This window comes from Streptomyces sp. NPDC013187 (assembly GCF_042899705.1).
GTDB lineage: Bacteria > Actinomycetota > Actinomycetes > Streptomycetales > Streptomycetaceae > Streptomyces > Streptomyces hawaiiensis_A.
The window spans coordinates 176,399-201,334 of the sequence record NZ_JBIBAF010000011.1 but is presented as its reverse complement, the minus strand read 5'-3'; the positions used below and the strand labels follow the sequence as shown (position 1 = coordinate 201,334).

Genomic DNA, 24,936 nt, shown 5'->3' with positions numbered 1-24,936 from the left:
CGCGCCCTCCGGGCCGTTCGCACCGAACCACCGCCTGCGACGTCACCCGACTGGATCAGCCCGCGCCGGGTGCTCCACACGAATGAGGGGCCCGCGCCCCCGACGTGCCCGCGATACAGGACACTGGAGGAAGATCCGACCGGGAAGGACCGACACGTGATCATCTTCGGCACCAAGGGATATCTCTACCAACTGGCGATACTGACGCTGGTGTGCGGCCAGTGCGGAAACCCCGCCGCCCACACGCTCAGGAAGCGCGTCACGAAGTTCACCCTGTTCTTCGTCCCGCTGTTCCCGATCTCGACGAAGTATCTGACGCAGTGCACCTTCTGCGGCGCGGAACAGAAGGTGACGAAGGAGCAGGCGGAGCAGCTGCAGACCCAGAGCGCCAACGGGCCGAGCGGCCAGGTGTCCGGGCAGCCGCAGCAGCACGACCGGTTCTGAACCCGGCGGCCGGACGGTTCGGGCACGCGCCCGGACGGCGGTCACTGATCACCTCCGATGTGGCAACCGGAGCATCCCGGGTACTCGGCCTCCACGGGCCCGGAGCTGAGTGGGCCGATGGGCCTCCCGCAGTCGATCAGTGAATACGGAGGCAGCCAGATGAGCACCATCAAGGAAACCGTGGAAGTCGACGTTCCCGTCCACACCGCCTACAACCAGTGGACGCAGTTCGAGGAGTTCCCGAACTTCATGGAGGGCGTCGAGGAGGTCAGGCAGCTGGACGACCGCCACAACCACTGGACCACCAAGATCGGTGGGGTACGGCGCGAATTCGACACCGAGATCGTCGACCAGCTGGCCGACGAGCGGGTCACGTGGCGCACGACGAGCGGAGACACCCACCAGAGGGGATCCGTCCGCTTCGAGCGTCTCGACGACACCCACACCAGGGTGGAGCTCGTGATGGACGTCGAGCCCAGTGGTGCGGTGGAGAAGGCGGCGGACATGATGGGCACGATCGACCGCCGGGTGAAGGGCGACATGAAGCGCTTCAAGCAGTACATCGAGGAGCGCGGAGTCGAATCCGGCGCATGGCGCGGCCGCGTCGAGCCGGGCGGCCCCGGCAGCACCGGCGGCGCCGGCCCCGTCCTCTGACACCGGCCGCACTCTTCTGACATCAGCGGCACCCCGAACCCGGCCTCCCCGGTGAGGCCGGGTTCTTCTGTGCCCACAGGTCGCGCTCGGCGCGGTGAGCGCGTGGTTTTTCGGCCAACGTCATGACATGCACCTGTCCATATCGGCCTCCTGGTGGCACGCTGCCCCCTGACCGTCCGCAGTGACACCCCTGCCTGACCGGGTGGGCGGGCTTCCCGCCGCCCGGCCCCCACAGCAGAAGGAGACCGCGTGATAGGCCGACCCCGCAGCCCGTACCCGTCCGGCGGCAGTACCCGCGTCCGCCATTCCGTCCTCGGCGCGCTCGCCGGCGTCGCCGCGCTCCTGGCGACCGGCGTGACCGCCACACCCGCGAGCGCGGCACCGGACCCAGGCGTGATGACCGTTTCGGCGCAGGAACGCGCCCTGGCCTTCTGGACCCCGCAGCGGATGCGCGAGGCCACCCCGCTCGACCTGCTGACCGTCGACCGCTCCGACGTCAAGGCGCCGACACTCCGCAAGGGCAAGGCGACGGTCGTGGCCCCCAGCGCGCCCGCCTCCGCCGCGGGTCCGCTGGCCTTCCCGCACGGCGGCGGCCCCTGGTCCGGCGGGGGAGCGGTGACCAAGACCGCGGGACGGGTGTTCTTCAGCTACCAGGGCCGCACCGCGTCCTGCTCCGGCAACGCCGTCACCAGCGCCAACAAGAGCACCGTGATCACCGCAGGTCACTGCGTGAAGATGCAGGGCGCCTGGCACACCAACTGGGTCTTCGTGCCCGGCTACCACGACGGGCAGCGCCCGTACGGCACCTGGACCGCCTCCAAGACCCTGTCCACGCCGCAGTGGACGGCCAGTGAGGACATCAACTACGACATCGGCGCGGCCGTGGTCGCCCCGCTGGACGGGAAGAAGCTGACCGACGTCGTCGGCGGGCAGGGACTGGCCTTCAACACCGGTTACAACAAGGCCATGTACTCCTTCGGCTTCCCGGCCGCGGCACCGTACGACGGCGAGAAGTTCATCTACTGCAGCGGCACCACCACCCGCGACTTCCTGCTGTCCAACGACCACGGGCTGAGCTGCAACATGACCGGCGGCTCCAGCGGCGGCCCCTGGTTCACCCAGTTCAGCGAGGCCACCGGGACCGGCCTGCAGTCCTCGGTGAACAGCTTCAAGTACAACTTCCTGCCGAACTCCATGTACGGCCCGTACTTCGGCGCGGACGCCCAGAACCTGTACCAGAGCGCCCAGTCGTCCTGAGCCGGCGCCTCACCGGGAGCCGCTTCCCCCGCCACCGCGTGGCGGGGGAAGCGGCTCCGGATCATTCCTGGCCCGGACCTCCACGAGATCACCCGACCCCGCCCCCGCGGAGCACCGATGACCCGGCTCGCATCACGACGGTCCCGGAATCCGGCCCGGACACCAAGCCCCCACCGTCCACCGGGTGATCCCCCAGCCGATCGCGCCGACCCCGGACACCGGCGACCTTCCCGCCCTACGACGGTCTGTCTCTCCGGGAGGTGGCCATGGGGTTGGACCATCAGATCGCGTTCCTCCTGCGGGAGTCGGCGCAGCGGGACCCGGAGCGGCGCGCTGCGGCGCTGAAGGGGCTGGGGCGGATCGGCCGGACGGGGCACGCCCGTGTACTCGTCGAAGCGGCCGGCGACCCCGCCCCCTCCGTGCGCGCGGCCGCCGCCTCGCCCTGGGCCGGCTCGGTGTCCCGGAGGCCGGCGCAGAGGTCCTGCCCCTGCTGATGCGCGAACCGGATCCGGACGTCCGGCGCAGGGCCTGCGTCGCCGCCACGCGTCTGGAACTCGACGGACCGGCCGCCGTCCAGGCCTTCGCCCGGCTGCTGGCCGACCCGGACCACCATGTGCGGATCAACGCCCTGGACGGACTGGCAGCACTGGGCGCCCCCGGGGACGTCACCGCTCTGGCCGCCCTGCTCGGTGACCTTGACAGCGCCGTCTGGGGACGCGCCCGCACCCTGCTGTACAGATGCGGCGAGGACCCGTCCGTACGAGCGGAACTGATGCGCACCGCCCGCCAGGGCACGGGTGCCGCACGCGCTCGTGCCCTGGAACAGCTGCCGGAGCGCTGCACCGGGCAACTCCTCGACTAGTCCGTTACGAGGCCGTCCTCGGTCTCCAGCGCCGGACGGAGGCCACCGGCTCCCCGCCGCCGGACGACGGGAGGGTCCACGACCGGCTGACCACCCTCACCGGCGACGCGTCCGCGCGACTGCGCCGAGCCGCCGCCCGCCTCCTCCACAGCCTGGACACCCCACGGTGAGAACCGGCCGGAGATACACCCGCAACGGCGATTTTCGTCCACGTGCGGCCATGTACCCCGTGTCATCCGCCCGGCCGGTCCAGACTGGAACCCATGCGCGTGGTGATCATGACGGCGGGTTCGCGCGGCGACGTCGCGCCCTACACCGGATTGGGCGCGGGGCTGGTACGCGGCGGGCACGAGGTCACGCTCGCCACCCACGGCCTGTTCGAACCCCTGGCCGCCGGATCGGGGGTGCGCTTCCACCCGACCCCGGTCGACCCGCACGCCGTGTCGCACTCCGAGCGCGGCCGCGATCTGCACACCAGCACCACCGGTCTCGGCAAGCTGCTGCGTGCCGTGTCGATGGCCCGGTCCGCGGCCGAGGAGATGACCGACGCCCTGGTCCAGGCGGCCCGCGACGCGGACATCGTCCTGGCCGCGGGAGCCGTCGCACCGCTGGGCCGCGCCATCGCAGAGGGACTGCGCCTCCCCAGCCTCGGCCTGTTCCTCCAACCCCAGCATCCGACGCGCGAGTTCGGCGCGCCCATGCTCGGCGGACGATCACTCGGCGCGGTGGGCAACCACCTGGGCGGACGAGCCGTGATCGCCGCCGTCGACCGGGTCTTCACCCAGGCCGTGCACCGGCTGCGCACCCGGCACGGCATGGCCCTGCGCGGCCCCTCCGCCGGCCGCCGGGCCCACGAGCGAGCCCACTGGCCCGTGCTGCACGGCTTCAGCGAACGGGTGGTGCCCCGCCCGAAGGACTGGCGCCCCGGACTGGAGGTCGCCGGGTACTGGTGGCCGCACGACACCCGCGCACTGCCCGGCGCGGTGGAGGAGTTCCTGGGCGCGGGGCCCCCACCGGTGTTCGTAGGTCTGGGAAGTGCGACGGTGCCGGATGCCGAGCGCCTCAGCGCCGAGATCGTGCGTGCGCTGCGGACGGCGGGACTGCGCGGCATCATCCAGCAGGGCTGGGCGGGTCTCGCCGCCCGCGGCGACGACGACGTGATCACCGTGGGGGACGTGCCGCACGCGCTGCTGTTTCCCCGTACCGCCGCCGTGGTCCATCACGCCGGAGCAGGCACCACAGCCGCCGGCCTGCGCGCGGGCATCCCCACGATTCCGGTACCCGTGCAGTTCGACGGCGGGTTCTGGGCGGCGCGTCTGGTCGCCCTGGGGACGGCACCGTGCGCCGTCCCCCTGCGGCACCTCACCGCCGGTTCACTGGCCTCCGCCCTGCGCCGCGCCACGAACGGTCAGCACCACCGCCTCCGCGCCCAGGAGTTGGCCCGTGGCCTGGCCGAAGAGGACGGCGTGGCACCGGTCCTGGCCGCGCTGGACCGGCTCACGCCGTGACCGGTCACCGGCGGGACGGCTCCACTCGCGGAAAGCGGCGGCGCAGCCGGATCGCCAGGGGAGCGGCGGTAAACACCGAGGAGTACGTCCCCACGACAAGCACCGACGAGCAGCGCGAGGGCGAAGTCCTTGAGCGAGGAACCGCCCAGCACGGCGAGCGCGGTGAGCATGAACGCCGCACCCATGCCGGTGTTCACCGTGCGGGGCAGCGTTTGCAGGATCGCCTCGTTCACGAGGCCGGGGAACGGCGCCCCGGAGCTGCGCCGCACCAGCTCCCGCACACGGTCGAACAGGACGACGGAGTCGTTCACGGAGTAGCCGATGACGGTCAGCAGGGCTGCCAGGAACACCCCGTCGACCGGCTTGCCGAGCCAGGCGAAGACCCCGAGCAGGATCACCGCGTTATGGACGAGCGCGACGACCGCGGCCGAGCCCAGCACCCAGCGGAAGCGTGCCGCGAGGTAGACGAACTGGGCCGCGAGGCCCACGGCGAGTGCGATCAGCGCTCCTCGGCGCAGCTCCTCACCGAGGCTGGGACCGATCAGTTCGTCGCGGACCTTGTCCGCCCGGCGGTCGAGGTCGCGCAGAGTGCCGGTGACCTCCGCCTCCCCGGCGTCGGTCAGTGGATCGGTACGCACCGTCAGACCCGTGTCGCCCGAGGACTGTACGACCGCCCGGGGAAATCCGGCGTCGGCCAGGGCGGCACGCACGCGGCCGGGATCGACGGGGCTGCTGGTGCTGTACTCGATGTGGCGGCCCCTGGTGAATTCCACGCTGAGATCGACGCCGCGCACCGCGATGCCCGAGCCGGCCAGCACGAGCACAGCCGCGGAGGTGGCGAGCCGGCGGCGCGGACGGCGCATCAGGAACGGGTTGCGGCGGGTGAGGCGGTCGCGGACCGCGCCGGTCCCGGCGATGCCGGTGAGACCGGGGCGGCGGCGTACGCCCGGACGGTGTCCCCGCCGCGGCAGCCGTCGCCTACGGCACGGCCCACCGCGTCATCCAGCACCACAACCTGACGGCATGGGAGTCCGCCTGGGCCGGAACAGCCCCTCGCTGGACGACATCCTCCTAGCCGGAGTCAGACGTGGTGCTCCTCCGCGGCACGACCGACTCGCAGATGACTGCCCTGCGGACGCAGAGCGCTCATCTCTGTCCAGCCCTTGGCGAAGCTGCCCGGGGGGATGACGGTGACGTCCGCGATGTGGTTGTCGTCGTCGATGGAGCAGACGATTCCGCGGCCTTGGGTCTTGCCGTAGAAGAGGATGCGGTCGCCGCTCAGTCCGGTGAAAGCCGTCCAGTCCTTGGCGAAGCTGCCCGCGGGTATGACCGTGAGGTCTCCGATGTGGTTGCCGTCGTCGATGGCGGCGGCCACACCGCGCCCCTGGGACGCGCCGTAGAAGAGAACGCGATCCGACATTGCCGCCTCCCGTGTATCCATTTCGTGGACATGGAACAGGGCAGGTCGTATCGCGATCAAATGTTGATGGTGAAATGGGTGCCGTGAAACGGGTGCCGTGAAATGGGAAGCGCGCGGGTGCGCGCTGACGCGCCATCAGAGAGTGAACGACCGGCTCCGCTCCTCCGGGACCGGCGTCAGCGCGGGATGCCCAAGGAGTCGAGGTGCTGGTGCATGACCGCTGCCGGGAGGCGGGGGTTGCTCAGGGCCCGGGCGGAGAGCTCCGGGTCGTCGCAGCTCTTCAGGACGAGGTCGACGGGCAGGGCGGGATGCGCGGCGGCCATGCCACGCACTCGTGCGTCGGGATCCGCGAGCAGCCGGACCACTACGTCGGCCGGAGCGTGCGGGTCGAGTCCCACCAGCCACCTCTTCTCCGGGTCCGGGTCGTCGGCGAAGCGCCGACCGGCGTCCTTACGCGGGAAGTTGGCGTGGCCCAGCAGGTCGCCCCTGGTGATGACCTGGCAGTCCAAGTAGGTCTGCAGCACGACCTCGCCGTCCACGGCCGACTGGTTCTCGCACAGCAGGAGCCTCACGGCGTAGTCGTCGTCCCGCGAGAGGAGTTCGACGGCGTCGGCGGGCAGGTGCGGGCTGAAGGCGGCGCTGCGGCGCAGCAGGATGTTGGCCGACCGGGCGCATCGGCGCAGCACGTCGGGGTCGGAGCAGAGGCGCACCCATTCGACGGGATGCAGCCGGTCGGACGGGTTGATGGTGATGTCGACGGCGCCCCGTTCGGTCTCCGTCAACTCGGGCCGGACCGACACGGCCAGCCGGACGCTGTGCGCGTCGTCGACGGCCAGCCTGCGGACGATGTCGACGGGCAGGTGAGGATTGGCCGCCAGTTCCCGCCGGTCCGACTCCTCGCCGCCGGCCGCGAGCCGTTCGGCGGTCGCCGTGCTCATGGCCCCGTAGCGAATCACCTCCTGCCTGGAGAAGGGGCCGGGGTCAGCGTCGAGCAGGAGATCGGTGAGGCGCGCGTCGTCGCGGCAGGCCTCCCGCATGGCGACGTGGCGTACATCCTCCACGGGGTCTTGGAGGAGGCGATCGCGGGTGCCTCGGGAAAGCGCGGCCCACTCGCGGCACGCTGCCCTCCGGAGGCTCGCGTCCTGGTGGTCGGCGAGACGGGCGACCAGATCCGGAGCGGTGTGCCGGGAGTCGGCCGCGCTGCGGCGGACCCGTGCGTCCTCGTCGGCGAGCAGACGCTTCTGCACGGCGACCGGAAGCGGCTCGACGGGAACGCGGAACCAGTCGGGGCCGTAGGCCAGAGTCGCGCGCACTCGTGCGTCGGGATCGTCGATGAGCCGGGAGCGCTGTTCCGGCGTCACCGAGGGGTTCTCGGCGAGCGCCGAGCGCAGTCTGTGATCGGGATGTACGACGATCGCGTCGACCACCGCGTCCGGCAGCGCACGCCAGGCCAGCGTGGCCCGGGCGGCGATGGCCTGCTGCGAGAGCAGCCTGGTCAGTACGTCGACCGGCGCCGCCGGGTTCCGCGCGATGGCATGGAGCGTCTCGCGGTCAGGACACGTGTCGCACATGCTTCCCCCTGTTCGCCGGCGGATTGACGCAGGCCCGCAGATTGTGCTGGTGACGTGCGTACGCGGTCAACGCCGGTGAGCCCAAGCGTGCCTGGCTCCGGTTCACCCGTGGTTCCGACGGCCGGGCTGTCCGGGTGACCCGCGCGGGGGTACTCGGCACCGGTGCACGAGGAGTGTCAACGGGTCCCGGCCGCGGGCGGTTTCGGTGCGCGCGCAGAAGTGGAGGGCGGATGACGGTCGACTTGCTCGGCTTCTTCGGCGTTGTGCTGGTGGCGTATGTGGTGCCGGGTCCGGACTTCCTCGTGGTGGTCAGATCGGCTGCCGACGACCCTGCGAAAGGCAGAGCCGCGGCACTGGGCGCGCAGACCGGGCTGTGTGTGCACATGCTGGCCGCCGCGGCCGGCCTCTCGGTGATCGCCACGCGCTCACCCGTGGTGTACGACGGGATCAGGCTGACGGGAGCGGCCTACCTCGTGTATCTCGGTGTGCGGGCCGTGCTCACCGCCCGCCGGACCGCCCGGGAAGGGCACCACACGAACGAGGCCCCGTCCGAAGCCCCGGAGGAGGCCGGGCCCGACAACCAGGGGCGTCTCCGGAGCGGTTTCACTCAGGGGTTGCTCACCAACGTGCTCAACCCGAAAGCCGCCCTGTTCTTCCTCAGTGTCCTACCGCAGTTCGTCGACGGTGACGGGTCGATGGCGCAGCAGATCTTCTTCCTGGGCATGCTGGACATACTCATCGGCGTCGTCTACTGGTTCGCTCTCGTCGTGGTCGCCGCGCGACTGCGAGCCCTGCTCGCCAGGCCGAAGATCCGCCGGCGCTGGGAGCTGACCACCGGCTGGATGTTCATCGCCATCGGCGTCTCGGTGGCTGCCGTCGCCTGAGGGTTCAGGGAGGACCCCGCTGGGCAATGGGCTAGGGAATGTCATGAGCACGACTGCCCTTCCCCCACAAGGAGGTCGATCATGCACGTCCGTTTGCTGACCGGCGGTCTCGCCGCTGCCTGTCTGGTGTCCGTGTCCCTGACGGGTGGTCAGGCCGCGGCCGCTGCACCCGCAACGGCCGACGGGCCTCTGGCCGCACGTGTCGTGACCTACGACGCGAGTGGCTCCGCGGAGTTCAAGAGTGCCGTCAACCGGGGCGCGGCGATCTGGAACGAGAGTGTCGACGCCGTCGAATTGCGGCCCGTCGCGGCCGGGCAACGCGCGAACATACGGGTCCTCGCGGACAACGGCTGGCCGCGCGCTCTGCCCACCACCCTGGGCAACGGCACCGTGTACATCGGGCGCCAGGCCGTCGACCAGGGTTACGACACGATCCGCATCTCCTCGCACGAACTCGGGCACATCCTGGGCCTGCCGGATCGCAAGCCCGGACCGTGCTCGAGCCTGATGTCCGGCTCCACCGCGGGCACGTCGTGCACGAACCCGTACCCGAACGCGGCGGAGAGGGCGGAGGTCGAGGGGAACTTCGGCGGCGCACTCGCCGGGCGGGCCCCGGTGGCGCGTGCCGGGGTGATCGTGGACTGAGGCGGGCCGCACCCGCTTCGGAAGGCCCCACGCCGCGCAGCACGGCTCACCGTCGATCAGTGGCGGTGGCAGCGCCGGCGGCTCCCCTGCCGGAAGTGCCGTACAGCAGGGGAGCCGGACGCGTTGCGAAGTGCGGTACAGCGGTTGGAGCGGGACGCGTTGCGAAGTGCGGTACAGCAGGGGAGCGGGACGTGTTGCGCAACGCGGTTCTACCGGGAGCGGTCGTGGTACTGGCTTCGGTTGCGCAGCCGGCCCGCACCCTCGGGAGGCATGCTGATGCGGCGACCGGCGTACGCGTGTCAGCAGCCCGCTCCTGTCTTGTGCCGTGGGGTCGGCCGTACTGATCGCTCTGGCCGCGCTGGACGTCCTCAGCCTGCACGCCGTGTTGCTGGCAGCGGCGGGAGTGGGCGTCGTGTCCCTGTTCCTGTGGGGCTGTCTGGGGCGGGGTGCGCACGGGCGGCGGCGTGGTGGCGGCGGTGGTGGCGGGGCAGGCGTCGGGGACGCCGACTAACCCGATCGGCCTGCCGGTGGAGCGGTCAGGTCGAAAGCTCGTCGGCCGGCGAAGGCACGGCACACGGGCGGAGGATCATGAGCGAGTCTTCCAGGGCCGCCACCATGGCGAAGGGGAACCGGTCGAGCTCGAGACAGAGCGCCACGTCGTCGGGATGGACTCCTTGTCGCACGCCCTGCGCCAGCTCGGCGGCAGCGCGCGAACGCCCGGCGCGGCGGAGGTACTCAGCTGCATCCGTCCCCGCCTCGACGGCCCGCCGGGCGATGTACTGAGCGCACGCCAGATCCTCATCGGCCTGTCCGTCCTCGCCCGTGACCACGAACGTGACCCGGTCACCGCCATGGGTGCGAGTCCGCAGGAGCCGAGCCGTCGCCTCCGCGACGACGAACCCGGCGCACAGCACCAGCGACGCCTCCTTGACCGCAAGGGCGCCGACCGTCCCGGCCGTGGTCTTCTGCACGACGGTGCGTCCGCCGAGGTCGAGAGACCGCACCAGGCCGGGCGAGTTGACGGTGTCGAACCCCGGAGCCGGCGGACCGTCCTTGAGCGCGACCCAGTCCGGGTGCCGGGCCTTGTGTGCCAGGGCTTCCTCCAGCGACGCGGCGAGAACGATCCGCTCCGCCCCCTGGCCGAAGGCCCACGCGGCAACCGTGAAAGCGCGCATGACGTCGACGACGACGGCCACGGACGGGGCTTCGGTCAGCTCGGCGATGCCGACGAAACAAGCTTTCATACGGCCATGATCGCGCAAGCCCGACCCGAAGCGCGTCCGAAGTCGCCCAGTTGTTTCCGTCCGCCTCGGTGTGAGTGGCTCGAACCCTCCAGCGGCCGGCGGGCAGTGGACCGATGCCCGGGCTGGGCATCCCGCCGCCGTGACACTCGGTGTCCAGCTCGGAACCTGCTTCGGCGGAGTCCGTCAGCACGGCTGGGCCGTCAAAACACCCACGAGCCCAAGACCGATCGACACCAGCGTCGACCGCAGCCGCTCGGTCCGTCGCCTGAACCTGCGGGTGAGATCGGGTACTTGCTCGGCGAAGGTCATGCGCTCGCAGGACTCCTCCTCGCAGACGAACCTCCGCACCCTCAACGACACCACCACGAACTTGCCCGCCGTCGGCAATCACGAGGAATCGCCGGTAGGAGCCGTGTATTCGCCGACCCAGCACCCGCACCCCGGACAGGCCACCCGCCCTGCGGTCGACGGGCCTCGAACCGGACGACCGTGGCGATCGCCTCGACCGATTCCACCAACACGCCCTCGTCCGAGGAGAACAGTCGACGAACGGCAGGCAGCGTTTCCCGACTGGCTGGACTGGTACAACTACCACCGACCCCACACCGGCATCGGCGGCCACACCCCAGCCAGCCGCGTCACCAACCTGTCCGGACAGCACATCTAGGCCGTCTCGCCCTTCGGCCGACCACGCCCGTTCCGAGGAGCGCCGGGCGGGGCAGGGCTGAGCGGGTCGTCGACGAGGCCTGCGATGCGACGCGTCTGGTCGACGGGGTCCACGGCCATCTCGTCCGCCGTCCTGGTGAGCGCCTCCAGTGCGGGAACGAGTCCGGCGCGGGCCTCGGCGGGCAGCCGCTCCACGAGGGCGCGAATCTCCGCGCGCCGGTGCGCGAGAACGCGCTCCACCACGTCACGTCCCGCAGGGGTGAGGCGTAGGACCACCTCTCGCCGGTTGGCGGGGTTGGTCCTGCGGTCGATGAGGCCGCTGTCCTCCAGCCGGCCGGCCATCCTCAGGGCGGTCGAGGGGTTGACGCCCAGGGTCGCGGCCATGGTGGCGAGCTTGACGGGCCCGGACGTCTCCAGCACCACGAGGGCGCGCAGCTGGGGAAGGGTCAGTGCGCTGTCGGTGGACGCCAGGGCCCGTGCGGAGATGGCGACGAGCAGCCTGGACGCCGCCATGACCGCGAGGGTGACCTCCTCGGCCTCCTGATCCGGATCCGCGTGGGAGCGCGCCATGGTCCCGTTCCACCTCTCCGACCGGCGATCTCGTCATCGCCCTCGAGGGCGAACCATTGCAGACAGCAATGGTAAGCGGTGGGACTTGCCGGATCCGGCCGAAATGTTCCGCGTAAAGCATCATTGCAGAGTGCAAGGGTGGGTACGCGGAGGCAGGAGGCTCTCCGGGGTCCGGCGCAGTGGCGGAGGAGACCTCGGTGATCAGGCCCCAGCACAGGATCCCGCCCGTACGCGGGGCACGCAAAAGGAACGGTTATCCCGATGACTCGCACATCGCCATCGACTGGACCTTCGAACGCGGCCACCACGAGATCTCCCTGGCCGTCGCGGAACAGGGCGTCCTGCCGGCCGTGCACGCGGCCGCCCCCGGCAGCCTGCTTCTCCCGGACGGCTTCAGCTGCCGCACCCAGATCGAACAACCACCGGGCCCCTGACCCACCCCCCACAACCACCTGACACACGCCCCCACCACCGGAAAGGTCAGCATCATGTCGATGAAGGTCTCCGACCACCTCCTGCAGCGCCTGCGTGAATGGGAGGTGGAGCACGTCTTCGCCTACCCCGGGGACGGCATCAACGGACTGCTCGCCGCCTGGGGCCGGGCCGACAACAAGCCCGAGTTCATCCAGGCCCGGCACGAGGAGATGGCCGCCTTCGAGGCCGTCGGCTACGCGAAGTTCTCCGGCCGGGTGGGAGTGTGCGCCGCCACCTCCGGGCCCGGCGCCATCCACCTCCTCAACGGCCTGTACGACGCCAAGCTCGACCACGTACCCGTCGTCGCGATCGTGGGGCAGACCAACCGCAGCGCGATGGGTGGCTCCTACCAGCAGGAAGTCGACCTGCTGAGCCTCTACAAGGACGTCGCCTCCGACTTCTGCGAGATGGTCACCGTTCCGGAGCAACTGCCCAACGTGCTCGACCGGGCCATGCGCACCGCCATGGCGCGCCGCTCGGTGACGGCCGTCATCATCCCGGCCGACGTGCAGGAACTCGACTACTCCGCCCCAGGGCACGCCTTCAAGATGGTGCCCTCCAGCCTGGGCGTGTCGCACTACGCCCCGGTGCCCGCGGAATCCGACATCGAGCGCGCCGCCGAGGTGCTGAACGCCGGTGAGAAGGTCGCCCTGCTCATCGGCCAGGGCGCTCGCGGGGCCCGCCAGGAGGTCATGGAGGTCGCCGACCGGCTGGGCGCCGGCGTGGCCAAGGCACTCCTCGGCAAGGACGCGCTCGACGACGACCTGCCCTACGTCACCGGCGCGATCGGCCTCCTGGGCACGCGTCCGTCGTACGAGCTGATGCAGGGCTGCGACACCCTGCTGGTCATCGGATCCAGCTTCCCTTACACGCAGTTCATGCCCGAGTTCGGTCAGGCGCGAGCCGTCCAGATCGACATCGACCCGCACATGGTGGGCCTGCGCTACCCGTTCGAGGTCAACCTCGTCGGTGACGCCCGCGCGACCCTGCAGCGGTTGCTGCCACACCTGCGTCCGGCCGAGCACGACGGCTGGCGCAAGAAGATCGAGAAGAGCACCGCCCGCTGGTGGGAGGTGATGGAACGGCGCGCCGCGGTGGACGCCGACCCGATCAACCCCGAGTACGTGGCCCACACCCTGAACGGCCTGCTGCCCGAGAACGTCATCCTGGCCGCCGACTCCGGCTCCGCCGCCAACTGGTACGCACGCCACCTGCGGTTGCGCGGGGACATGCGCGGCTCGCTCTCCGGCACGCTCGCCACCATGGGCCCCGGCGTCCCCTACGTGATCGGGGCGAAGTTCGCGCACGGTGACCGCCCCGCCATCGCGCTCGTGGGTGACGGGGCGATGCAGATGAACGGACTCGCCGAGCTGATCACGATCGCCAAGTACTGGCAGCAGTGGGAAGACCCGCGCCTGGTGGTGGCCGTGCTCAACAACCAGGACCTCAATCAGGTCACCTGGGAGATGCGGGCCATGTCCGGCGCCCCCCAGTTCCTCCCCTCACAGTCCCTGCCCGACGTCGCCTACGCCGACTTCGCCCGCTCGGTCGGGCTGAACGGCATGCGGGTGGAGAAGCCGCAGGACGTACAGAGCGCGTGGGAAGCGGCGCTGGCATCCGACCGGCCCTTCGTGCTGGACTTCCGCACCGACCCGGCCGTGCCGCCCGTCCCGCCGCACGCGTCCCTCGACCAGATCGAGGCCGCGGCGGCGTCCGTGCTCAAGGGCGACAGCGATCGCACCGCGATGGTCCGTCAGGGCTTCAAGGCCAAGGTGCAGGAAATGCTGCCCGGCGGCCGGCACCGCGAGGACCGGCCCGGAGCGGGTGAGGACCGGTGACGGACGCGGCGGTGGCGGAACGACTGACACCGCCGTGCGAGTACGGCTACACCATCCGTACTTCGAGCACATGCTCGCCGCCGGCGCCGTCGACTGCCGGCAAGCGGACGTCACCCGATGTGGCGGCATCGCGGTCTGGCTGCGCGCCGCAGCTCTCGCCCAGGGCCGCGGCCCGGAGATCTCCGGTCACTGTGCTCCCCATGCCCACGCACACGCCGCCGAGCCCGGCCTGGGCCTGACCTTGAACACCGAGCACGCGGAGCGGTACCGGGTGCGCTGACGGGGAGGGCCGCGGCGAGGCCGGCAAAGGTGGTCGCCCACCGCCCGACGCCGGGGCGCCCCACCCGGACGCATTCGAGGACATGGATCAATGGCGATCCGCCGGTCAGGATCTAGACGCGCTGGTCGACGAGTCGGCCGAACGAGGTCATGCAGGACGGGCAATGGCGATCCGTCTCCACCGGCTTCGCCGCGCTCGTCTCGAGTGGCAGGCCGCACAGGGCCACGGTTCCGTTCTTGGCCTTCACATGCCAGACGAAGGTGGTGCCGGGCTCGTCGAGGCCGGGGCACATCTCGTACATGCTTCCCCCATGGGACGGACGACTCTCCGACCAGGACATCGCATCCGCGGCCGCGGCACAGCGCGGAGGTGGCTGTTCGGGTGAACCCGATCGGCAGCCGACGGGGTCGGGCGCGGACGCTTCGGTCGGCGATCGTCAGTCCTGGCGCACGACGCGGTGGCGGTGGTGGACGACGCCCGAACCGAAGGTGCGGGACTCGACGAGTTCGAGGTCGACCCTGCGTTCGCGCTGCGGGAAGAACGGGATGCCTCCGCCGACCAGCACCGGGTAGACCATGGTCCGGTACTCGTCGATCAGATCCGACGCCGCCGCCTCGGCGGCGAGAGTCGCGCCGCCGATCGCGAGGTCACCCTCCGACGGCTCGGCCCGCAACCGTTCGATCTCCTCCGCCAGCCCCCCGGACAGCAGGCGGGCGTTGCCCTGCACCGTCGACAGCGTCGTGGAGAACACCACCTTCGGGAGCGGGTTCCACAACGCGGCCCACTCGAGCTGCGAGTCGTCGAGCGAGGGGTCCTGGTCGGCGGTTTCCCAGTACAGCATCGTCTCGTACAGCCGTCGCCCCAGCAGGTGGACGCCGACCTCTCGGATCTCGTCGATCCAGAAGCGGAAGACCTCCTCGTCGGGCACGGACCAGTCGAAGCCGCCGTCCGGCCCCACGATGTAGCCGTCGAGTGAGACGTTCATCGAATAGGTCACGCTGCGCATCGGCAGTCCTCCTCGGCCACGGGGTTCGACCGTACGACGTCCCGGTGTGCTGCCGCAGTGCCGTGCGCGGGCGTTCATCACGACCACCCCATGTGGCTGGCTGCCATCGGTCAGGCGGTAGCGCGACCCACCCGGCGGTTCGGCCCGCGTCGACTGCCTCGGCGAGCACACCTCCGCACCCGCGACGTGGCCCGCGGTGCGCACCACGAACAGGTCGCCCGGGCCTCGGTCGAAGACGATCTCGGCGGCCGCCCGGGAGCCGGAACACCCGAACAGCACGCGAAGGGTCTTGGTACGGTGCGACCGCCGCCGACGGCATCAACGACCGGACGGGGGCGGGGTGAACCCCGACTGCCCGGCTGGGGCATGTCCCGTCAGGACGAGTTCCTTCGCCCTGCGGTATTCGTCGTCCGTGATGGCCCCGCTGTCGCGGATCTCGGACAGTCTGGCGAGCTCGTCGACGCTGCTGGACCGGCCCTCACTGCCGGCGGCCTGCCTGATGCGAGCGTCGAAGGCCTCCTGCTGTGCTCGGGCCTGCGCCATCTCACGGCGACCCATGTTCTTGCCGCGGGCGATGACGTAGACGAACACGCCGAGGAAGGGCAGCACGACGGTGAACACCAGCCAGCCGGCCTTCGCCCAGCCGCTCAGGTCGTCGTCACGGAAGATGTCGACCACCACACGGAAGAGCAGGATGAACCACATGATCCACAGGAAGAACAGGAGCATGCTCCAGAAGACGCTCAACAGGGGATAGTCGTAGGCCAGATACGTCTGCGCGCTCATTTCTCTCCTCCGTCCCGACGCTCGCCGGGCCACCGGCGGATGCTGCCTTCAGCTTGGGTCCGGAAACACACGGTCGGCTTCACCCGGTGCGGGTGAGCGTGCGGCAGCCCGGTACCACGCGGTGGAGGCGACGTACTCGCCGAGCGCCAGGCCCGACACGGCCACCAGGAAGACGGCGATGAGCCAGGACAGGAACGTGAACACGGGACCGAGAGGACCGAACTCGTCGAGGCTGCGCTCCATCGCCGTGGGCACGAGTACGCGCGCGGCCAGACTCAGCAGGACCGTACCGGCGCCGGCCAGCACCGCTCCCGGAAGCAGGCTCCGCCAGTCGATCCGGCCGCCCAGCAGTAGGTGCTGGGACCACCACCACAGCAGCGTCGCGGACAACAAGGACAGCACCAGCCCGGTCACCGTGCCCGCGCCGAACCCCTGGCGCAGCGGCGCCTGGAACAGGAGGTAGGCGAGCCAGACCACCAGCCAGAGCAGCCAGCGCCAGAAGGCCGCTCGTATCGGTGCGCGCGGCAGCCGCCAGCAGCGCTCACACACCGCCTGGAGGGCCCTGCTGAACGCCGTGGCCGACACGAGCGTCACCACCGCGCTCACCGCTCCGGCCGTGTTGCGTGTCGTGCCCGTCGCGGAGAAGACCTGGCGCAGCTCGTCGAGGGTGTCACCGCGTATGCCCAGAACCGCCCGGAGGGAGTCGGCCAGCAGGTCCTGCATCCCGTCCGGAGCGAACGCCGCGACGGTCATCAGCAGCGGGAGCGCGGTGAGGAACGCCTGCGCGGCCAGCCGCACCGAGCCCTCCACGATGTTGAGCGCCGCCAGGCGGGACAGCATCCGGGCCGTGGCTCCGGACCGCAGGCTCGCCGCAAGCCGCGCTGCCGTGTGCCCGCGGAGCCTGCCGGAGAGGCCGGGTTTCACGGTCATGACTCACGGAACCGCCCGCTGCTCGGCCTGGTCCGCCGCCGGCCCGGCCGGTCCGGCGGCGGCCGCGAGGATCGCCAGAACGACCAGGACGGCCAGGGCGATACCGACGACGAGCGCCACTGCTCCGACGGCGGGGTGGTTCCAGAGCACCAGCGTCAGAGCTGCGGCCCCCATGACCACACCGGTGATCCACTGTCGGTGGCCGGCCAGCCGCCGTCCCGTGGCACCGGTGCGCACGCCCGCTTTCTCCAGTGCTCTGCCGGTGGCCGTCGTACCCCGGTCGGCCGCCGTCCGGACGCCACGGGCCAGGCGCCCGGGACCATACAGGTATGCGACCAGTGCGGTGATCACCGACACGACCAGCAGGGTGAGAGTGCTGTCGCGCAGAAAACGTACGAACGTGTCGTAGATGATCGCGGCTGCGTCGCCGGGCAGCACCGCCGGCGGGACCGAGTCCAGATAGACGCGCCGGACCACGGCCAGCGCGACGAGCAGCCCCACCATCATCACACCGACGCCCGTGGCAGTGATCATCAGCATGACCCGGTGCGCGGGAGCGGTCCAGACGGCGAGTGCGGCCAGCACGACGGTGAGGACGGGCAGCCAGGTGCCGAGGACGTCCAGCAGCCGCATCGCGTCCTGTGCCTTGCCCAGTTGCTCGGTCTCGAACAGAGTGATCGTCCGGTCCGAGTCCGGGATCGCCGCGGCCTTGTCGAAGCCCGCGTCGACGAGCCGCTCCCGCACCTGGTCGACGACTTCTCCCACATCCAGCTGGACGGTGCCGTTCACGGCCCCCACGGCGCCCTCGCGGTCACCCGTGAGCATGTTCACCACCGCGGCGTGTGAGCGCCGGTTGGCGCCCTCCCACACCTGCTGGAAGACGTCGCTGGTGATCACGCGGGTGACGGTGCGGTCCACGACGGTCCTGACCGCGTTGCGCAGCGGACCCTCGAGGGACGCGGCCCCATCGACGACGCGGGGCGGTGCCCCCGCGTCCTGAAGGGTCCGGACGAGTGCGTCGGTCACCGCCTGGACATCGACGTTGTCCACCACACGGTCCGTGAGCCGGTTGATCACGACGTTCTGCACGGATGATGCGGAGGCCAGCGGCGCCACGGTCGCCACGTACCTGTCGGTGTCGGAGACCGTGTCATGGACCCATGCCGCGACGACGGCCGGCGGCGCGAGAAGCAGGGCCAGCAGGAGAAGGACCGAGGACCCGGCACGCCGCGCCCGCAGGTGACGAACCGCCGCGTGCCGGCGCAGCCGCTCGTACTCCGCTCGTTCCTCGGCCGTCATGACGTGTTTCGCGTTCCCGGCCTTGCCGGAGTGCGGCGGATCCGGGGTCGGCGCGTTCATGGGGGTGCCCTTCCGCGTGGTTCCGGGTGCGCGCCGCCCCGGGCGCTGTAGGTCGTCGCCGCTCGGGAGACGGAGGTGGGGGCGCCGCACCGGGCGCGGCGCCTCCGTCGCGCCGACGGGCTGACTCAGGCAGCCTCGGAGGGGGCGTGCGACCCCGCTGGGTGCGTCGTGCGGAGCGCGGCCCGCCACGCCAGAGCAACCGCTGTCTCGGCCAGGCCGAGCAGCACGAGCCACAGGCCGAGCAGCCGGGTCAGGGCGCGGGCCGACTCCATGGGCAGGGCGAGCACCACGATCCCCGCGACGATGCCCAGCATCGCGGCGGCCAGAACGACGCCGCGGTGCGGCAGGTCCTCGGCGACGACGGCCGTGTAGAGGGTGAGGATCCCGGACACCAGCCAGACGACGCCGGTGACCAGCGAGAGCACGGTGATCGTCTGCAGCGGGTCGCGCAGGCACAACACCCCGCCAAGGACATACACCACAGCCAGGAGCAGTCCCGGCAGCCGTTCGCCGTGTTCCTCCCGGCCGAAGACGGCCACCAACCGGAACGCCCCGCTCACCAGCAGGTACAGACCGATAAGAACGGCCAGGACGTGCAGGGTCGCCTCCGGCCAGACCAGGACCAGCACGCCCGGGACCAAGGTCGCGACGGCCGAGCCCAGGAGCCAGGTCCATGAACGGCCCAGCCGTGCCAGCCCGTACGCGGTGCCGGATGCCGGAGCAAGGACGGCCCCGTCGGGCCGGTGTTCCTGCCCGGGGAGCGGTGTCGGACCACGCGACATGGTCATGGCTCCTCCTCGCGTGATCGATCGGTCCTTTCGGGACCGCCAGGGTGCGGTGCCCGAGTGGTGTGGCAGGGACGGTGCGCAGCTCTGCCGGCTCCAGAATCCCTCCGGCGCCGGGTGCCGGGGTCACCCGTCAAGGGTGATCCGCCGGTGCCGAGACGGCGCCGGGGCGCCCGTCCGGGAACCCGCGGGCGCGGTGACCGGCGCCGGTTTCTCGAACCAGTCGCCCGGCGTGGGGCCGACGAGTCGTCAGTCAGGACGTGGGCAGCGGAGTTGACGCCGTCCGGTACATCGGAGGAGCTGAGAGGGCATGCGGGCCGGTCACGTCACTCCGGCACCGGCCGCATCTCGACGACCCGCAGTCCCAGCGACTGGCAGCGCGCCAGCAGCCCGTAGAGGTGCGCGTCGTCCACGACGTGGCCGTACAGGACGGTCTGGCCGGCCATCACCACATGGCGCAACTCCGGAAAGGCCTTCGCCAGCGTTTCCGACAGGTGCCCCTCGACGCGGATCTCATAGCGCACGAGCTTGTCCTCCCACGAATGCCCGGGACAGGCGGACGGCGCCCTTTCCGCCATCGTGAGCCTCCGTCCGGGTTCGGACCTCACCCGAAGCAGGTGACCCGCCGGGTGACGGATGCCGGGATCAGTGCTTCAGCACAATCTTGAAAGCGATGATGAGCAGGCCGAGGAACAGGTTGACCGACGCGGTGACGGCCAGGAGCCGTGGCGAGGCACCGGCGCGGCGTGCCGCGGCCACGGACCAGCCGATCTGGCCGACCACGGCGACGCACAGAGCCAGCCAAAGGGCACCTCGGACGTCCAGCCGCAGGAGAGGGCTGACCGCCACCGCGACGGCCGGCGGGACCGCGGCTTTGACGATGGGCCACTCGTCACGGCACACGTGCAAGACGAGACGGCGATCCGGAGCCTGCTGCGCCAGGCGTGCCCCGAACAGCTGGGCGTGCACGTGCGCGATCCAGAACGCCACTCCGGTGAGCAGCAGCAACAACACCAGCTCGGTCCGGGGGAACTGGCCCAGGGAGCCGGCGCCGATCACCACGGAGGACGCCAGCATGGAACCGTAGACGCCGCCGGTGTAGTCCGCGCCGGCCCGGCGCTCGGCCCGGCGCTCGGCCCGGCGCTTGCTGCGGCCGCCCGGGGCGGTTGTGGTCCTGGGCATGAACGACTCCCCACGAACTCAGTGTGACGACCCCGTCGCCCCGCCCGTGGCATCGGCGCCCTGCGCGCGCGCACGGTTCCCGCGAGCTGCCGGCAGGTGCGGTGTGACGAGGAAACTGGCCAGAGCGACGCCGCCGGTGGCCAGGATCGCCGCCTTCAGACCCTGCAACTGCGCGGAGGCGTAGGACTCGGCGACGGCGTCGGCCTCGGACGGTGGCAGCCCGGCACGCTCGGCTGCCGAACGCACCTGATCCGTGGGGATGAAGGTGATCCCGGCCTCGAGGGCGACACCGACCTGCTCGCGAGTCTCTGCCGACAGCCTCGGGTCCTCCTCCACATGCGTGGTGAACGCGTGGGCCAGCGCGCCGATGAGAAGGGATCCGATGAGCGCGGTGCCCAGCGCGGAGCCCAGATTCTGTGCCGTGAACTGCAGCCCTCCCGCCTCGCTGCGTTCCTCCTCGCCCACCCCGGACTGCACGACGTTGCCCAGCTGCGAGGCGAGCAGCCCGACCCCCACGCCCAGCAGGGCCATGGCGCCGGCGAACTGCCCGTCGTCGATGGCCGGGTCGATCGTGGCCAGCAGCCACACGATGGCCGCCACCAGGGTCGTCAGGGCAAGCCGGACCACCCGGCGCGGCCCCACCACGTGCCCCAGCGAGGACGCGCACAGAGAGGTCACCAGCATGGTGGCGGACACCGGGAGCAGCCGCAGGCCGGTCTCGAAGGCGTCGAACCCCTGGACCACCTGCAGGTACAGCGGAATGGTGAAGAACAGCCCCAGCAGGACGAGGTTCTGGCTCAGCAGCGTCAGCAGGCCCGACCGCAGCACGGGTCTGCCCAGCAGGGACAGGTGCACCAGCGGATCGGCACTCCCGTGCTCCCGACGCCGCTCCCACCAGCGGAAGGCGGCCAGGACGGCGGCCCCGGCGCCCACGACGAACAGGGTCGGGGCGAAGCCGAGCACGGTGAAGGGCGGGTTCCGGGGCTGTACCCATCCCCAGGTACTGCTCTGCAGCACGCCGAGGACGCCCAGTCCGAGTCCGGCCGCGGAGAGGACCGCGCCGACCACGTCCAGACGAGGGCGCGGCCCGCTCGTGGTGGGCGCCGCGATCACCCGGCGGCACAGCAGCACCGCCACGACGACCACGACCTCGCCGGCGAAGACCAGCCGCCAGGTCAGATACGTCGTCACCCATCCGCCCAGCAGCGGGCCGACCGCGATTCCCGCACCGGCGAGCCCGCCGATGACCGCGTAGGCGATGGCCCGGTCGCGTCCGCGGTACGACTCCGCGACGAGGGCCGCCATGGCCGGCAGCACCATGGCGGCGCCGAGCCCCTCGATGACGGACCAGCCCAGCATGAGGACCCACAGAGCGGGTGCCAGAGCCGTCAGACCAGACCCGACGCCGTAGACGACCATCCCGAGCACGAACATGCGGCGACGTCCCACGATGTCCCCGAGCCTGCCGCCGATGAGCATGAATGCGGCCATGACCAGCGCGTACAAGGTGATGACGGCCTGGATGGCGGTGACCTCCGTGTCGAAGTCCGCGACCAGCTGACTGATGGACACGTTCATCACGGAGGTGTCCAGGACCATCAGGAACTGAGCCGCCCCCAGCACGATCAGAGCCCGCCACCGCTTCACGGTGTCCACCTCGCCGAGTCGGACCGGTACGCCGGCGCGGAGTCCGGCATGCGCCGGCGAACGCGTCGCCGACTGTTCCTCATCGCACCCCGTGTACGCGCCGCGCGCCTCACCCACGAAGGGGGAAGTACGGGCCTGGCAGCCGGTGATCCGGCGCGAGTGATCCGGTGCGGGCTCAGAGCATCCGGAGGTCGCGTGCGCGGCGTACCGCCTCGCCTCGCCGGTTCACCGCCAGTTTCCGGTAGACGCTCTTCAGGTGGGTCTTCACCGTGTTCACCGACAGGCAGAGATCGGCGGCGATCTCCTCCGTCGACATCATCCGGGCCACCCGGTCCAGGACGTCGTGCTCGCGTGCGCTCAGCTCCACCGCCACGAGTGGGGCGGGCGGCGATTGCGCCCGGGCCCGACCGCCCTGGGCAGGCGCGGCGGGTGTCAGCCAGCCTGCCGCCAGATCGTGCAGCGGAGCCGTGGCGATGAGAGGCCGGATCCATGCTCCGGCGTCCAGGAACGGACGTCGCAGCCGCTCACGGCGGGCGTCGAGCAGCGCCTGTGCCACGAGCTTGCGGGCCGCGGCTCCGTCTCCGGCCACGGCGGCGGCCCGAGCCCTGACCAGCGCTGCCCGCACCGTCACCGCCGGACCGGTGCGTCGCTCGGCGTGGACACTGTCCAGCAGGTCGAAGGCTGCCGCGGGACGCCGGGCCGCGAGCTGGATCGCCGCGGCCTCCACGGCGCACACGGGCTGGTCACCGGAGACGGCCCGCAGCACTTCGGCGGCCTCGTCCGGCCGCCCCTCGGCCAGGTGGGCGGCCGAGGTGACGAGCGCTTCGTGGCTCCGCGCCCACGGCGAGGCCACGGCGGCGGGGACGGCCGGGCCCGCCGCCTCGACAGCGGCGCGTACCTTTCCCCGGGCCATCAACAGGCGCGCCTCGGCCAGGGAGCGTCCCGCCGCCAGCACCGGATCAGCCGTCCCGGCGGGGAACTCGGCCGCCTCGTCGATGAGGGCTTGTGCCCGTCCCAGTTCATTGCGGTCCACCGCGACGGCGGCCAGGACCAGCCTTCCGAGGCCGGACCCGGACGGCCGGGGTGCGCCCGGCCGGTCCGCCTCGGACACCGCGGCCAGTACCTTGCGCTCGGCCCGGCCGGGCCAGCCGTCCATGTAGTCGAGCAGGGCCAGGTGCCCCATCGCCTCCTCCCGGGGCAGCGCGGTGGAGGTTCCGCCGGGAGCGCCGGCCACGCTGGTCAGGACGGCGCGCGCGTCCTCGTAGCGCCCGGCCCACAGGAGCGTGGAACCGACATGGGTCATCAGGAGGGCGGTCAGTTCGGGATGCTTGTCCAGGAGGTGGACCGGAACCTCCTGCCTGAGCTCCGCGGCCGATGCGGCGGCCCTCTCGACCTCTGGAGGAGATCCGGTCAGGCGGGCGGCCAGGGCCTCCAGCAGCGCACAGCTCAGCCGGGCGGCCGCCGCGTCGTGAGCGTCGTTCCCCGCGCGGGCGAGCTGCTCCTCGGCGTGGCGCAGGCCGGCCAGGCCGTGATCCAGATCGTGCCGGGACAGGTCCTGCGCGGCGCGTACGAGAAGGCCGGCCGGGCTCCTCGCCCCGGGCCCCATAGGGGAGAACAACCGAGCCAGGTCGTCCGAGTTCGGCCCGGTGAAGAGCAGCCCGATCGCGAGATCGCCCACGAGGGCACCTGCGGTGAGGTCCCAGTCGCCCGCGGCAGAGCTGTGGGCGAGGGTCTCCGGCAGGAAGCCGTGCCGGTGCAGCCAGCGCGCGGCCCGTCGGTGCAGTTCCGGCTCGAGCCCGGGCAGGCGAACGCGCAGATGGGCGCGGAGAATCTCCCCGAACAGCGGATGGAGCTGGTACCACGAGTGCCCGAGTCGCTCGACGAACGCGTTCTCACGGTGCAGCCCGGCGAGGATGGGCTCGGCGTCGACGCGGTCGGTCAGCGCGTTGGCCAGATCGGGACAGAAGCGCTCCAGGACGCTGACGCGCAGCAGCAGGTCCTGTGTCTCCAGGGTCTGCCTCTTGAGCACCTCGGCCAGCAGGAAGTCCGCCACCGTGCTGCGGTCCGCCTCGAACTCCTTCAGGTAGAGCTCCGGGTCGGAATCCTCCCGGGCGGCCAGCGCGGACAGGCTCAGGCCGGCGGCCCAGCCCCGCGTGCGGTCGACCAGGTTCCGCGCCGCCTGGACCGGGAGGCTCAGACCGTGCAGCTCCAGCAGCGTCGCGGCCTCTTCAGGCGTGAAAGCCAGTTCGGCGGAGCGGATCTCCGTCAGATCACCGGCCGCCCGGTAGCGGTGCAACGGCAGCAGTGGTTCGGTGCGGGTGACGAGCACGAGGTGCAGTCCTGGGCCGGCGTGGTGCAGGACGAACTCCAGCTGCTCGGCGACCGTCGCATCGGTCACCCGGTCGTACTCGTCGAGCACGAGGACGAGCGGCCGATCCCGGCCGTTCAAGTCGCCGGCCAGTGCCGACAGAATCCTGTGGTCCACACCGGCGGCGTCCGAGGGCGCCCCGACGGCTTCGGACGCCGGTGCACCACAGGCCCGCAGGGCTTGCAGCACATAGGCCCAGAACACCCCGGGACGGCGATCGCCCACATCGCAGGTGAGCCAGGCGACCGGGGGGCCCAGTCCCGACGCCCAGTCCGAGGCCAGCAGGGTCTTGCCGGCTCCGGCGGGGCCGTCGAGCAGGGTCAGTGGCGTCCTCAGGGCCTGGTCGAGGTGGTCGACGAGCCGCTGACGACGCAGGAACGTGTGAGGCCTCGCGGGGAGGGCGAACCGGGTGCGCAGAAACGGATCCCCCATGGGATCGGCGCGCGACAGTGCCGGAACGAGGTGGACCGCCGGTCCCTGGGCGTTCTCATGGATTTCCGCCACGGCCCTCATCACCCCTGTCGGTCAGGGTCACGTCATGGGCAGCGTTCACGTT

The 24,936-nt window shown here is 71.2% G+C and carries 27 protein-coding genes and 2 pseudogenes; 13 read left to right on the top strand and 16 right to left on the bottom strand.

The window, feature by feature from the left end:
• Positions 1–156: 156 nt before the first annotated feature.
• The 6 genes from ACFY5B_RS24600 (at position 157) to ACFY5B_RS24575 (ending at position 4,725) form a co-directional block, all read left to right on the top strand.
• Positions 157–444, top strand: a complete 288-nt coding sequence (locus ACFY5B_RS24600; protein ID WP_389972548.1) for a zinc-ribbon domain-containing protein — start codon at positions 157–159, stop codon at positions 442–444.
• Positions 445–603: 159 nt separating this feature from the next.
• Positions 604–1,098, top strand: coding sequence for an SRPBCC family protein (locus tag ACFY5B_RS24595; RefSeq protein ID WP_389972547.1), 495 nt, complete (start codon positions 604–606; stop codon positions 1,096–1,098).
• A gap of 249 nt (positions 1,099–1,347) precedes the next feature.
• Positions 1,348–2,355, top strand: a complete 1,008-nt coding sequence (locus ACFY5B_RS24590) for a trypsin-like serine peptidase (protein ID WP_389972545.1) — start codon at positions 1,348–1,350, stop codon at positions 2,353–2,355.
• A 266-nt stretch (positions 2,356–2,621) separates the two neighbouring features.
• Positions 2,622–2,849, top strand: coding sequence for a HEAT repeat domain-containing protein (locus ACFY5B_RS24585; protein ID WP_389972543.1), 228 nt, complete (start codon positions 2,622–2,624; stop codon positions 2,847–2,849).
• Entirely contained in the window at positions 2,849–3,217 is a 369-nt protein-coding gene (locus ACFY5B_RS24580) for a HEAT repeat domain-containing protein (protein ID WP_389972542.1), read from the top strand. Before ACFY5B_RS24585 ends, ACFY5B_RS24580 begins: the two co-directional genes overlap by 1 nt.
• A gap of 263 nt (positions 3,218–3,480) precedes the next feature.
• A complete protein-coding gene (locus tag ACFY5B_RS24575; protein ID WP_389972540.1) occupies positions 3,481–4,725 on the top strand; it encodes a glycosyltransferase in 1,245 nt (414 codons plus the stop codon).
• 4 nt (positions 4,726–4,729) lie between these two features.
• Here the strand turns inward: ACFY5B_RS24575 and secF are convergent.
• The 3 genes and pseudogenes from secF to ACFY5B_RS24560 all read right to left on the bottom strand — a co-directional run.
• A pseudogene (secF, locus tag ACFY5B_RS24570) lies at positions 4,730–5,678 on the bottom strand (protein translocase subunit SecF); the annotation flags it as partial.
• Positions 5,679–5,806: 128 nt separating this feature from the next.
• Positions 5,807–6,145 carry a hypothetical protein gene (locus tag ACFY5B_RS24565; RefSeq protein ID WP_389972538.1) on the bottom strand — a complete coding sequence of 113 codons (339 nt, stop codon included), beginning with the start codon at positions 6,143–6,145 and terminating at the stop codon, positions 5,807–5,809.
• A gap of 176 nt (positions 6,146–6,321) precedes the next feature.
• The gene (locus tag ACFY5B_RS24560) at positions 6,322–7,716 is read right to left on the bottom strand and encodes a hypothetical protein (protein WP_389972536.1); all 1,395 of its coding nucleotides are present in this window, start codon (positions 7,714–7,716) and stop codon (positions 6,322–6,324) included.
• Positions 7,717–7,946: 230 nt separating this feature from the next.
• Here ACFY5B_RS24560 and ACFY5B_RS24555 point away from each other — a divergent pair, with 230 nt between their 5' ends.
• From ACFY5B_RS24555 to ACFY5B_RS24545, 3 genes are all read left to right on the top strand, one after another.
• Complete coding sequence (locus ACFY5B_RS24555; RefSeq protein ID WP_389972534.1) at positions 7,947–8,600, top strand: LysE family translocator; 654 nt, start codon at positions 7,947–7,949, stop codon at positions 8,598–8,600.
• Positions 8,601–8,681: 81 nt separating this feature from the next.
• Positions 8,682–9,245: a snapalysin family zinc-dependent metalloprotease gene (locus tag ACFY5B_RS24550; protein ID WP_389972532.1), complete on the top strand. Its 564-nt coding sequence runs from the start codon at positions 8,682–8,684 to the stop codon at positions 9,243–9,245.
• Positions 9,246–9,570: 325 nt separating this feature from the next.
• Positions 9,571–9,756: a hypothetical protein gene (locus ACFY5B_RS24545; RefSeq protein WP_389972530.1), complete on the top strand. Its 186-nt coding sequence runs from the start codon at positions 9,571–9,573 to the stop codon at positions 9,754–9,756.
• Positions 9,757–9,781: 25 nt separating this feature from the next.
• Here ACFY5B_RS24545 and ACFY5B_RS24540 read toward each other — a convergent pair whose 3' ends face one another.
• On the bottom strand, positions 9,782–10,489 hold the full coding sequence (locus ACFY5B_RS24540) for a 2-phosphosulfolactate phosphatase (protein WP_389972529.1): 708 nt from the start codon (positions 10,487–10,489) through the stop codon (positions 9,782–9,784).
• Between the two features lie 307 nt (positions 10,490–10,796).
• On the opposite strand from ACFY5B_RS24540, the gene ACFY5B_RS24535 reads away from it, so the two are divergent.
• Positions 10,797–11,156: an integrase core domain-containing protein gene (locus ACFY5B_RS24535; protein WP_389972763.1), complete on the top strand. Its 360-nt coding sequence runs from the start codon at positions 10,797–10,799 to the stop codon at positions 11,154–11,156.
• Here the strand turns inward: ACFY5B_RS24535 and ACFY5B_RS24530 are convergent.
• A complete protein-coding gene (locus ACFY5B_RS24530) occupies positions 11,153–11,725 on the bottom strand; it encodes a MarR family winged helix-turn-helix transcriptional regulator (protein WP_389972527.1) in 573 nt (190 codons plus the stop codon). The genes ACFY5B_RS24535 and ACFY5B_RS24530 overlap by 4 nt on opposite strands.
• A gap of 197 nt (positions 11,726–11,922) precedes the next feature.
• Between ACFY5B_RS24530 and ACFY5B_RS24525 the strand changes: the two genes are divergently transcribed.
• From ACFY5B_RS24525 to ACFY5B_RS24515, 3 genes are read left to right on the top strand one after another with little or no spacing between them, the layout of a single operon-like run.
• Positions 11,923–12,159 carry a hypothetical protein gene (locus ACFY5B_RS24525; protein WP_389972784.1) on the top strand — a complete coding sequence of 79 codons (237 nt, stop codon included), beginning with the start codon at positions 11,923–11,925 and terminating at the stop codon, positions 12,157–12,159.
• A 54-nt stretch (positions 12,160–12,213) separates the two neighbouring features.
• Positions 12,214–14,037, top strand: coding sequence for a thiamine pyrophosphate-requiring protein (locus ACFY5B_RS24520; protein ID WP_389972525.1), 1,824 nt, complete (start codon positions 12,214–12,216; stop codon positions 14,035–14,037).
• 34 nt (positions 14,038–14,071) lie between these two features.
• Positions 14,072–14,317 carry an enolase C-terminal domain-like protein gene (locus ACFY5B_RS24515; RefSeq protein WP_389972523.1) on the top strand — a complete coding sequence of 82 codons (246 nt, stop codon included), beginning with the start codon at positions 14,072–14,074 and terminating at the stop codon, positions 14,315–14,317.
• A gap of 112 nt (positions 14,318–14,429) precedes the next feature.
• Here ACFY5B_RS24515 and ACFY5B_RS24510 read toward each other — a convergent pair whose 3' ends face one another.
• From ACFY5B_RS24510 to ACFY5B_RS24460, 11 genes and pseudogenes are all read right to left on the bottom strand, one after another.
• Positions 14,430–14,618 (bottom strand): hypothetical protein, encoded by a 189-nt coding sequence (locus ACFY5B_RS24510; RefSeq protein WP_389972521.1) that lies wholly within the window; start codon positions 14,616–14,618, stop codon positions 14,430–14,432.
• Positions 14,619–14,753: 135 nt separating this feature from the next.
• Complete coding sequence (locus ACFY5B_RS24505; RefSeq protein WP_389972761.1) at positions 14,754–15,323, bottom strand: dihydrofolate reductase family protein; 570 nt, start codon at positions 15,321–15,323, stop codon at positions 14,754–14,756.
• A 192-nt stretch (positions 15,324–15,515) separates the two neighbouring features.
• Positions 15,516–15,602: pseudogene (locus tag ACFY5B_RS24500) on the bottom strand (carbonic anhydrase); the annotation flags it as partial.
• A 39-nt stretch (positions 15,603–15,641) separates the two neighbouring features.
• Positions 15,642–16,109 carry an SHOCT domain-containing protein gene (locus ACFY5B_RS24495; RefSeq protein ID WP_389972520.1) on the bottom strand — a complete coding sequence of 156 codons (468 nt, stop codon included), beginning with the start codon at positions 16,107–16,109 and terminating at the stop codon, positions 15,642–15,644.
• Between the two features lie 48 nt (positions 16,110–16,157).
• Positions 16,158–17,039 (bottom strand): ribonuclease BN, encoded by an 882-nt coding sequence (locus tag ACFY5B_RS24490; protein ID WP_389972518.1) that lies wholly within the window; start codon positions 17,037–17,039, stop codon positions 16,158–16,160.
• A 3-nt stretch (positions 17,040–17,042) separates the two neighbouring features.
• A complete protein-coding gene (locus tag ACFY5B_RS24485) occupies positions 17,043–18,398 on the bottom strand; it encodes a hypothetical protein (protein ID WP_389972516.1) in 1,356 nt (451 codons plus the stop codon).
• A 125-nt stretch (positions 18,399–18,523) separates the two neighbouring features.
• A complete protein-coding gene (locus ACFY5B_RS24480; protein ID WP_389972514.1) occupies positions 18,524–19,186 on the bottom strand; it encodes an HdeD family acid-resistance protein in 663 nt (220 codons plus the stop codon).
• A gap of 323 nt (positions 19,187–19,509) precedes the next feature.
• Positions 19,510–19,707 carry a hypothetical protein gene (locus ACFY5B_RS24475; protein ID WP_389972759.1) on the bottom strand — a complete coding sequence of 66 codons (198 nt, stop codon included), beginning with the start codon at positions 19,705–19,707 and terminating at the stop codon, positions 19,510–19,512.
• A 121-nt stretch (positions 19,708–19,828) separates the two neighbouring features.
• The gene (locus ACFY5B_RS24470) at positions 19,829–20,365 is read right to left on the bottom strand and encodes a hypothetical protein (protein ID WP_389972512.1); all 537 of its coding nucleotides are present in this window, start codon (positions 20,363–20,365) and stop codon (positions 19,829–19,831) included.
• A gap of 18 nt (positions 20,366–20,383) precedes the next feature.
• On the bottom strand, positions 20,384–22,021 hold the full coding sequence (locus ACFY5B_RS24465) for an MFS transporter (protein WP_389972510.1): 1,638 nt from the start codon (positions 22,019–22,021) through the stop codon (positions 20,384–20,386).
• Between the two features lie 166 nt (positions 22,022–22,187).
• Positions 22,188–24,893 carry a LuxR C-terminal-related transcriptional regulator gene (locus ACFY5B_RS24460; protein WP_389972508.1) on the bottom strand — a complete coding sequence of 902 codons (2,706 nt, stop codon included), beginning with the start codon at positions 24,891–24,893 and terminating at the stop codon, positions 22,188–22,190.
• Positions 24,894–24,936: the final 43 nt, after the last annotated feature.